Below are 8,816 nucleotides of genomic sequence, written 5' to 3'. Positions count from 1 at the left end.
GAGCGGAGCGCCTGACCCGGTCGGGGCCGGCCCCGCCCGCCCGGCGGCGCGCCCGGAGGACTTCCTGCCCCGCCCGGATGCGCCGGCGCCGAGGCCGGATCGAGTCGAGGTGACCCAGCCCTACATCCCGGCGATCCGGGAAGAGCGGCCGGAGTTCGCCAAGCGGCTCAATCCGGACCCACCGGCCGCGCGGGCGGGCACCATCGAGGAGGTGCCACCGAAGTCCCCGTCCGGCACGCTCGCCGATCTCATCCCGGTGACCCCGCCGGAGGCCCCCGCGGCCCCGCCGGTCCCGGACACCGCGGCCGCGCCGCCCGCGAAGGCCCCGCCGCGGCAGCCGGCCAAGCGCCGCAGCCTGGCGCGCAGGGTCGTGCGCCGCATCATCGGCCCGGACCTGCTGCGCAAGGACCCGCCGAAGAAGCGCCGCTGACGTTCTTCCCCGACGCGGCGGTCGAGCCCGAACCCGGTGCTCGGCCGCCGCGTCGTCGCGTGCGCGGCCACCGGCCGCCCGCTCCCCGCGGGATCCTCGGAAGGTCCCACCGCGCACCTCCGGAGGTCGCCCGTTGTCCCAGCCATCCCCGTCGTCAGCGGCGGACCGGTTCGACCAGGTCGTGGCCCGGTTGCGGGCGGCGGGCTGCGTTTTCGCCGAGGACGAGGCCCGGCTGCTGCTGGCGGCGGCCGCCGGCCCGGGCGACCTCGCCGAGCTGGTGCGGCGGCGGGCCGAGGGCCTGCCGCTGGAGCAGGTGCTGGGCTGGGCGGAATTCCTCGGGCTGCGCATCGCGGTCGAGCCGGGCGTGTTCGTCCCGCGGCGGCGCACCGAACTCCTAGCCCGCGAGGCCATCGACGCCGCCCGCGCCGCCGGCCCGGAACCGCTGGTGGTGGACCTGTGCTGCGGCTCCGGCGCGGTCGGCGCCGCCGTGCTGGTGGCTGTGCCCGCGGCGGTGGTGCACGCCGCCGACATCGACGCGGCCGCGGTGCGCTGCGCCCGCCGCAACCTGCCCCCGGAGCGGGTGCACGCCGGTGACCTGGACCGGGCGCTGCCCGCGGCGCTGCTCGGCCGGGTGGACGTCCTGGCGGTCAACGCGCCCTACGTGCCGACGGCGCGGATCCCGCTGATGCCGCCGGAAGCGCGCGACCACGAACCGGCGACCGCCCTCGACGGCGGGGACGACGGGCTCGACCTGCACCGGCGGATCGCCGCCGCCGCACCCGCCCTGCTCGCCCCCGGCGGTGTCCTGCTCATCGAGACCAGCACCGAGCAGGCCGCGGGAACGGCCGCGGCGATGACCCGGCACGGCCTGCTCCCGCACACCACCGAGGACCCGGACGTGGCGGGCACCGTGGTCCGCGGCAGCACCCGCTGACCTCGCCCGATGCGGAAACGCATGCGCATCCGGCAGTCCCGGGATCTGGAAGAAGTTGCGCCACCGGGGGGTCGCCTCAGTAATCTGAGCGATCTGATCTTCCACCGGTCGACGACTATCCACAGAGGACGCAGATGCCGTTGATCACCGACCCGGCGACGCCGCCGGTGCTGGCCGACAGCGTTCGGCTCGCCGACGACGGCGTGCACCTGCTGGACCGCCGGGTGTTCCCGTTCGAACGCACCTGGGTGCACGCCCGCGACGTCGAGCAGGTCGCCCGCGCCATCGAGGACATGGTCACCCAGTCCAGCGGCCCGTACTTCGCCGCGCTGTGGGGCCTCGCGCTGGCCGCCCGCCACGCCGCCGCCGACGCGCCCGACCAGGTCACCGAGCGGGTCCGCGCGGCCGCGGACCGGCTCATCGCCACCCGGCCCACCAACGACCACCAGCGGCTCGCCGCGGCGTTCGTGCTCGACGCCGTCGACGCCGCCCGCGCCCGCGGCGAGGACTCCCCGGCGGCACTCGCCGCCGCCGCGCTGGCCGGGGCGCGCGCCGGGGACGCCGACTACCGGGGGCGCAGCCGCGCCATGGGTGAGGCCGCCGCGCGGCTGCTGCCCGACGGCGCCCGGGTGCTCACCCACTGCTGGGGCGACCTGTACCTGACCGAGACGGTCGCCGCCGCCCAGCGCGCGGGCAAGGAACTCACCTTCTACTGCACCGAAACCCGCCCCTACCTGCAAGGCGCCCGGCTCACCGCCGAAACCCTCGCCGAGATGGGCGTACCCACCACGCTGATCACCGACGGCATGGGCGCTTCGCTGTTCAGCCGGGGCGAGGTGGACGCGCTGATCACCGCCAGCGACCGGGTCACCCTCGACGGGCACGTCATCAACAAGGTCGGCACGCTGCAGCTCGCCGTCGCCGCGCACGCCTTCGGCGTGCCGTACCACGCGCTGTGCCACGAACCGGACCCGAAATCCCCCACCGCGGCGGACGTGCCGATCGAGCACCGCGACGGCGACGAAGTGCTGCACACCCTCGGGCGGCGCACCGCCAGCGAACGCGTCCGGGGCCACTACCCCGCGTTCGACGTGACCCCGCCCCGGTTCGTCACCACCGTCGTCACCGACCAGGGCCCGTTCGCCCCCGGCGCGCTCGCCGGGTACGAGCACCCCACCCACGACCAGGGGGAACAGGCATGACCGAACCGGTAGCGGCCCGCTGGGTCGTCATCGACATCGAAGGCACGGTCACCCCGACCAGCCAGGTCCGCGAAGTGCTCTACGACTACGCCCGCCCCAGGCTCGGCCCGTGGATCGACGAGCACCCCGACGACCCGGAGGTCGGCGCCGCGGTCGCCGACGTGCGCGCCGAAGCGGGCCTGCCCGCCGACGCCGGCACCGACGCGGTCGTGGCGGTGCTGCACGCCTGGATGGACGCCGACCGCAAGGCCACCCCGCTCAAAACCCTGCAGGGCCTCATCTGGCGGCAGGGCTACGCGGACGCGGAGCTGACCACCGAGCTGTTCCCCGACGTCGTCGGCGCCCTGCTGCACTTCCACGACCAGGGCGCGGGGCTGGCCGTGTTCTCCTCCGGGTCGGTGGCCGCGCAGATCGCGTCGTTCTCGCACACCAGCGACGGGGACCTGCGGCACCTGTTCCAGCACCACTTCGACACCACCAACGCCGGGCCCAAGCGGGAGGCGCGCTCCTACCGGGCGATGACCGAAGTCCTCGGCACCGACCCCGGTGACGTGCTGTTCGCCTCCGACGTGCCCGCGGAGCTCGACGCCGCCGCCGAAGCCGGGTGGCGCACCGTCGGGCTCGCCCGGCCCGGCGAACCGTTCGCCGACGCCGACTTCGGCGCGCACCGCACCGTCACCACCTTCGACGACATCAGCATCGAGGTGCCCGCATGAGCGCCCCCATCACCGCCGGGGAGCTCGACGCCGCCGGGGCGGCGCTGGCCGCGGAATCCGCGCGGTTCGCCGGGCTCGGCTGGATGCGCGGCACCTCCGGGAACCTGTCGGTCACCTTGCGCACCGACCCGCTGCGGCTGGCGGTCACCACCAGCGGCCGGGACAAGGGCGAACTGACCCCGCAGGACGTGGTGGTCGTCGACGCGGCGGGCGCCGCCGTCCCCGACCAGCCGCGGCCCGGCCGGCGGCCGTCCGCCGAAGCCGGGCTGCACGCGCGCGTCGCCGCCCGCGCCGGAGCGGGAGCCGTGGTGCACGTGCACGTCATCGCCCCGGTGCTCGCCGCCGCCCGTTGGCCCGGCGGGATCGTGCTGCGCGACCTGGAGATGCTCAAAGGGCTCGGCCGCGGCGCCCACGACGACGAGGTGACCGTGCCGGTCGTGCCCAACGGGCAGGACATGACCTGGCTCGGCGACCGCTTCGACGAGGTCTTCGACCCGGCGACCCCGGCGCTGGTCGTCGCGGGCCACGGCGTGTACGTGTGGGGCGACGACCTCGCCCAGGCGCGGCACCGCACCGAATGCCTGGAGTGGTTGACCTCGTTCGCCCTCGCCGCCGACCAGCACACCTCGTGAACAGGAGAACCGCATGACCCTGCTGACCGTCTGGGACGACACCGACCCGGGCACCGCCACGCTGCGCACCGAGGACCCCGCCGAGATCGGTGGCGTCCTCAAGGAGTTCGGGGTGCGCTTCGAACGCTGGCAGCTGCGGGAGCTGCCCGCCGACGCCACCTCCGAGCAGGTCCTCGACGCCTACCGGTCCGAAGTGGACCGGGTCATCGACAGCGAGGGCTACATCAAGGTCGACGCGATCGCGATGCGGCCCTCCGCCGACCCCGAATGGCCGGCGAAGGCCAAGGCCGCGCGGGAGAAGTTCCTGTCCGAGCACACCCACGACGACGACGAGGACCGGTTCTTCGCCCGCGGCGCCGGGGTGTTCTACCTGCACCTCGACGGCAAGGTGTACGCGGTGCTGTGCGAGGCCGGGGACCTGCTCAGCGTGCCCGCCAACACCACGCACTGGTTCGACATGGGAACCAGCCCCGACTTCGTGTCGATCCGCTTCTTCCACGACGACGACGGGTGGATCGGCGAGTTCCTCAACACCGACACCGCCGAGAAGTTCCCCACCTTCGACGACCTGATGGCAGACCGCTGACGGTCCGCTTCCCGTCGGGAGCCGGGCCGGGTGGCGGAACCTCAGTGGTGCCCTCGCGAGGGCACCGCTGAGAAACCGCGGGTGGGTGGTCGGCCGCGCAGCACCTCCGCCGCTAGGAGGGGAATCCGCCGCGCGAGGTCGTGGGGTGGTGCACGGCCCGGCCGGTCCTGCCGGACCGGTGGGCCACCCACCCGCGGGTCAACGGCAGGCGTTCTCGATGACGTCCGCGCCCGCGACGGGGCCGCCGGCGGCGGCGATGTCGGCGCGCATGCCGGCCAGGTTGGCCCTGATGTCCTCGTCGGAGGCGACGGCCTCCACCGCGGCGAACACGCTCTGCGCGGTGATCTCCTCCTCCGGCAACCTGCGGCCCAAGCCCAGTTCGGTGACGCGGTCGGCGTTGGCGGCCTGCTCCATCATCTGCGGGACGCCCACCATCGGGACCCCGTAGGCCAGCGCCTCCATCGTCGAACCCATCCCGTTGTGCGTGACGAACGCCGAAGCGCGCCGCAGCACCCCCAGCTGCGGGAACGAGGGCCGCACGTCGAAGTTCGCCGGGATCTCACCGAGCTCGGCGACGTCCACCACACCGCCGATGGACATCGCGACCTGCCAGCGGGTGCCGCCGAAGGCCTCCAGGAACGTGCGGTACAGGTCCGGGCGGTCGTTGAACCCGGTTCCCAGCGAGATGAACAGCAGCGGCGCCTGCTCGTCGGCCGGGGTGTAGTCCTGCTCGGCGCGGCTGCCCAGGCACGGGCCGACGAAGTGGAAGCCGTCGTCGAAGGTCTCCCCGCCGAACTGGAACGACTTCGGCAGGAACACCACGCTGTCCGCACCGGGTACCGGGCGCATCGGGAACTGGTCGCCGGAGAGCCCGTACTCCTCGCCGAGCTCCTGGAACAGCGCGGCAGCCTTCACCAGCGCCGGGTGCTGCGGGTCGAAGTCCGCGGGCACCGACCGCTGCTGCAGCGACACCTGCTCGTTCGCGGCGAAGCTGGGTACCAGCGGGACGATCGGCACGTCCAGCTTCTGCGCGAGCAGCCGGCCCGCCGGGGTGAGCATGTCGACGCACACCACGTCGGGCCGGTCCGCGGAGAACCGCTCCAGCAGCACCGGCAGCGCGTTGCGGCTCTCCCCGTGCAGGTACTCCAGCATCCCGGCCATCAGGTCGACGGTCATCTGCATGCCGGGCCGCACCGACGGCAGCGTCGAGGGCATCTCGACCCCGTCGGCGCCCGCGGCCTCCACCAGCTCGAGCATGCTCTGCCCGGTGGCGTAGCTGACCCGGTTGCCGCGCCGGGTGAGCTCCTCCACCAGCGGCAGGGTCGGGTTGATGTGCCCGTGGCCGGGCACGGTGACCACGGCGATGTGCTTGTTCACGATTCCCCTAGCGATCGGTATCGGCCGTTCGGCCCGCACCGGTCCAGTCTGCCCCTCCCCGCTCGGCGAGGTGCGCGGGGAGCCGTGCGGTGATCGTCACACCGCGCGTGCTCTCGACATCGGATGGTCACTGCGCTCGCCCGCTGCGGCGATCAGCCCTTCACGCAGACGACCTGCTTGAGGTGGGCGACGACTTCGACGAGGTCGGTCTGCGCCCGGATCACCTCGTCGATGTCCTTGTAGGCGGACGGGATCTCGTCGACCACGCCCGCGTCCTTGCGGCACTCCACCCCGGCGGTCTGGGTCGCCAGGTCGGCGGCGGTGAACGTCCGGCGCGCCTTCGACCGCGACATCGCCCGCCCCGCGCCGTGCGAGGCGGAGGCGAACGACTCCGGGTTGCCGAGGCCGCGCACGATGAACGATCCCGTCCCCATGCTGCCCGGGATGATCCCGAGCTCGCCGCTGCCCGCGCGGATGGCGCCCTTGCGGGTCACCAGCAGCGGCACCCCGCCGTAGGTCTCCTCGGCGACGTAGTTGTGGTGGCAGGAGATCGGCTCGTCGAACCGGGTGCCCGGCACTGTGGCAGCCAGCGCCCGCTGCACCAGCGACACCATCACCGCCCGGTTGCGCCGCGCGTACTCCTGCGCCCAGAACAGGTCGCGCCGGTAGGCCGCCATCTGCGGGGTGCCCGCCACGAACACCGCCAGGTCCCGGTCCGGCAGGTCGGCGTTGTGCGGCAAGGACTTCGCCACCTCGATGTGCCGCTCGGCGAGCTCCTTGCCGATGTTGCGCGAACCCGAGTGCAGCATCAGCCACACCCGGCCCTCGTCGGCGCCGCCCTGCTCCAGGCACACCTCGATGAAGTGGTTCCCGCCGCCGAGGCTGCCCAGCTGCCGCAGCGCCCGCTGCCGCCTGCCGCGCACCCCGTCGTGCAGCTCCTCGAAGCCGCCCCAGAACCCGTCCCAGCCCGATTCGCCGGCCACCCGGCCGGTGTCCACCGGTTCGTCGTGCATCGCGAACCCGACCGGCACCGCCGATTCGATGCGCCGCCGCAGCCGGCCGAGGTCGTCGGGCAGGTCCGCGGCTCGCAACGAGGTGCGCACCGCGCTCATCCCGCAGCCGATGTCCACCCCGACCGCGGCCGGGGACACCGCGTCGCGCATCGCGATGACGCTGCCGACCGTCGCGCCCTTGCCCAGGTGCACGTCCGGCATCACCGCCAGCCCGTGCACCCACGGCAGGTCGGCGATGTTGCGCAGCTGCGCCATCGCCGCGTCCTCCACCCGGGACGGGTCCGCCCACATCCGGATGGGAACCCCGCTGCCCGGCACCACGCTGACCACCACGACCTCCTAGGAAGAACCGCCACCGGACCCGACGGGTCTCCGGGGCGGGAAGACGAAAAACCCGGGCCGCTCGGGCCCGGGCACCAGCACGCGAGAACGACGGGCGTCAGCGGACGCCACGACGCGCGGGCAGGACGGGACACGAGCGGATTCGCCACCGGACCGGCGCCACGCGACCACCTCCCCCGCGCTCGAACGACTCGTCGATCATGCGGTCCGGCCGCGGCGGGCCGCAACCGGATTTCCGCGGCCGGGCCTCACGCCCGGGTGAACTCGGTGGTCAGGACGTGGGCCTTCGCCGGGCCCGCCACGTGCCAGCGCTGCCACCAGGAGCCGGGGCCGTGCACCGCGTACTCGCCGCGGTAGAGGTCGGCCCGGCAGGGGTGCTCCACCCGCCAGCGCCCGGACCGCAGGTCCAGGTCGTGGAAGTAGCCGCCGTGGTCGAAGTGCACCGACGCGGTGGCCGGGTCGACCAGCCGGTAGTGCAGCGTCCGCTGCGCCGGGCCGCGGTGCGCGCCCAGCTCCAGCTCCCCGGTCTCGCGGTACACGAGCTCGCCGGACCCGGCGGTGAACTCCGCTTCGCCCGCGAAACCGCCCAGCCGCGCGCCCGCGTCGTCGGCGATGTCGCGCCGCAGCACCCACCGGCCCGCGAAGTACTCCGCCAGGTCCGGGACGGGAACCGGGGCCAGGTCCGGGACCGGGAGCGGCTCGGTCACGCCGAGGCGCCGGTGGAACCGCCCACCACCGCGTCCGAGGACGCGGCCTCCTTCGGCGGCAGCAGCCCGGACACGTCCGAACCGGTGTCGTTGATCTTGAGCACGAACGGGCGGGTCTCGGTGTAGCGCACCACGCTGATCGAGCACGGGTCGACCACGATCCGCTGGAACCCGTCCAGGTGAACGCCCAGCGCGTCCGCCAGCACCGACTTGATCACGTCGCCGTGCGAGCAGACCGCCCACACCGCGTTCGCCCCGAACTCCGCCGACACGCGCGCGTCGTGCTCGCGGATCGCGGCGACCGCCCGCGCCTGCACGTGCGCCAGACCCTCCCCGCCGGGGAACACCGCCGCGGACGGGTGCTGCTGCACCACCGACCACAGCGGTTCGGCGGTCAGCTCGGAGATCTTCCGGCCGGTCCAGTCGCCGTAGTCCACTTCGGAGAGCCGCTCGTCCACCACCGGTGCCAGCTCGCGGGACGCGGCGAACTCCCGCACCGTCTCGCCGCACCGCTGCAGCGGGGAGACCACCAGCGAGGAGATCGGCACCTCCGCGAGCCGCCCGGTCAGGCCCGCCGCCTGCGCGTTCCCCGCGGTGTCCAGGCCCACGCCCGGGCTGCGCCCGGCCAGCACCCCCGAACCGTTCGCCGCCGACCGTGCGTGCCTGAGCAGGATGAGTGTCGCCACGGAAACCGAGGGTAGGCCCCGCCGCGGACCGCGCCGAACCCCACCCGAGCACGACGGTGGGCCCCCCCCCGGGGGGGCCCCGGGCCCCCGGGGGGGGGCCCCCGGGGGGGGGGGGGGCCCCCCGCCCCCGCCCCCCGCCCCCCCCCCCGCCCCGCCCCCGCCCCGACCCCCCCCACACGGGAACCCCGGGG

10 protein-coding genes are annotated in these 8,816 nt (G+C 74.4%); 6 read left to right on the top strand and 4 right to left on the bottom strand.

All coding sequences use genetic code 11. The annotated features are described in order from the left end of the window. The 6 genes from LCD31_RS26920 to LCD31_RS26895 all read left to right on the top strand — a co-directional run. Positions 1–430: hypothetical protein (locus LCD31_RS26920; protein WP_308015875.1), on the top strand; the 430-nt coding region annotated here is incomplete at its 5' end. Positions 431–563: 133 nt separating this feature from the next. Beyond that, on the top strand, positions 564–1,364 hold the full coding sequence (locus tag LCD31_RS26915) for a putative protein N(5)-glutamine methyltransferase (protein WP_224962651.1): 801 nt from the start codon (positions 564–566) through the stop codon (positions 1,362–1,364). Positions 1,365–1,498: 134 nt separating this feature from the next. Next, on the top strand, positions 1,499–2,566 hold the full coding sequence (locus LCD31_RS26910; RefSeq protein WP_224962649.1) for a s-methyl-5-thioribose-1-phosphate isomerase: 1,068 nt from the start codon (positions 1,499–1,501) through the stop codon (positions 2,564–2,566). After that, entirely contained in the window at positions 2,563–3,282 is a 720-nt protein-coding gene (gene mtnC, locus LCD31_RS26905) for an acireductone synthase (RefSeq protein WP_224962647.1), read from the top strand. Before LCD31_RS26910 ends, mtnC begins: the two co-directional genes overlap by 4 nt. Further along, positions 3,279–3,914 carry a methylthioribulose 1-phosphate dehydratase gene (gene mtnB, locus LCD31_RS26900; protein WP_224962645.1) on the top strand — a complete coding sequence of 212 codons (636 nt, stop codon included), beginning with the start codon at positions 3,279–3,281 and terminating at the stop codon, positions 3,912–3,914. Before mtnC ends, mtnB begins: the two co-directional genes overlap by 4 nt. A 13-nt stretch (positions 3,915–3,927) precedes the next feature. After that, a complete protein-coding gene (locus tag LCD31_RS26895; RefSeq protein WP_224962643.1) occupies positions 3,928–4,500 on the top strand; it encodes an acireductone dioxygenase in 573 nt (190 codons plus the stop codon). A 198-nt stretch (positions 4,501–4,698) separates the two neighbouring features. Here LCD31_RS26895 and LCD31_RS26890 read toward each other — a convergent pair whose 3' ends face one another. From LCD31_RS26890 to LCD31_RS26875, 4 genes are all read right to left on the bottom strand, one after another. After that, on the bottom strand, positions 4,699–5,877 hold the full coding sequence (locus LCD31_RS26890) for a macrolide family glycosyltransferase (protein ID WP_224962641.1): 1,179 nt from the start codon (positions 5,875–5,877) through the stop codon (positions 4,699–4,701). Positions 5,878–6,029: 152 nt separating this feature from the next. Beyond that, complete coding sequence (locus LCD31_RS26885) at positions 6,030–7,181, bottom strand: RtcB family protein (protein ID WP_224962653.1); 1,152 nt, start codon at positions 7,179–7,181, stop codon at positions 6,030–6,032. A gap of 299 nt (positions 7,182–7,480) precedes the next feature. After that, positions 7,481–7,939: a DUF6314 family protein gene (locus LCD31_RS26880; protein ID WP_224962639.1), complete on the bottom strand. Its 459-nt coding sequence runs from the start codon at positions 7,937–7,939 to the stop codon at positions 7,481–7,483. After that, positions 7,936–8,625 (bottom strand): histidine phosphatase family protein, encoded by a 690-nt coding sequence (locus tag LCD31_RS26875; RefSeq protein ID WP_224962636.1) that lies wholly within the window; start codon positions 8,623–8,625, stop codon positions 7,936–7,938. The genes LCD31_RS26880 and LCD31_RS26875 overlap by 4 nt, the downstream gene beginning before the upstream one ends. Positions 8,626–8,816 lie beyond the last annotated feature (191 nt).

The sequence above is a fragment of the Saccharopolyspora sp. 6M genome, assembly GCF_020176775.1.
Lineage (GTDB): Bacteria > Actinomycetota > Actinomycetes > Mycobacteriales > Pseudonocardiaceae > Saccharopolyspora_C > Saccharopolyspora_C gregorii.
This window is presented reverse-complemented; position numbering and strand designations above follow the sequence as displayed.

Coding starts and splice junctions, on each gene's coding strand:
- LCD31_RS26910 (WP_224962649.1), top strand. CDS start 1,499: ATGCCGTTGATCACCGACCCGGCGACGCCGCCGGTGCTGGCCGACAGC.
- mtnC (WP_224962647.1), top strand. CDS start 2,563: ATGACCGAACCGGTAGCGGCCCGCTGGGTCGTCATCGACATCGAAGGC.
- mtnB (WP_224962645.1), top strand. CDS start 3,279: ATGAGCGCCCCCATCACCGCCGGGGAGCTCGACGCCGCCGGGGCGGCG.
- LCD31_RS26895 (WP_224962643.1), top strand. CDS start 3,928: ATGACCCTGCTGACCGTCTGGGACGACACCGACCCGGGCACCGCCACG.
- LCD31_RS26885 (WP_224962653.1), bottom strand. CDS start 7,181: ATGTGGGCGGACCCGTCCCGGGTGGAGGACGCGGCGATGGCGCAGCTG.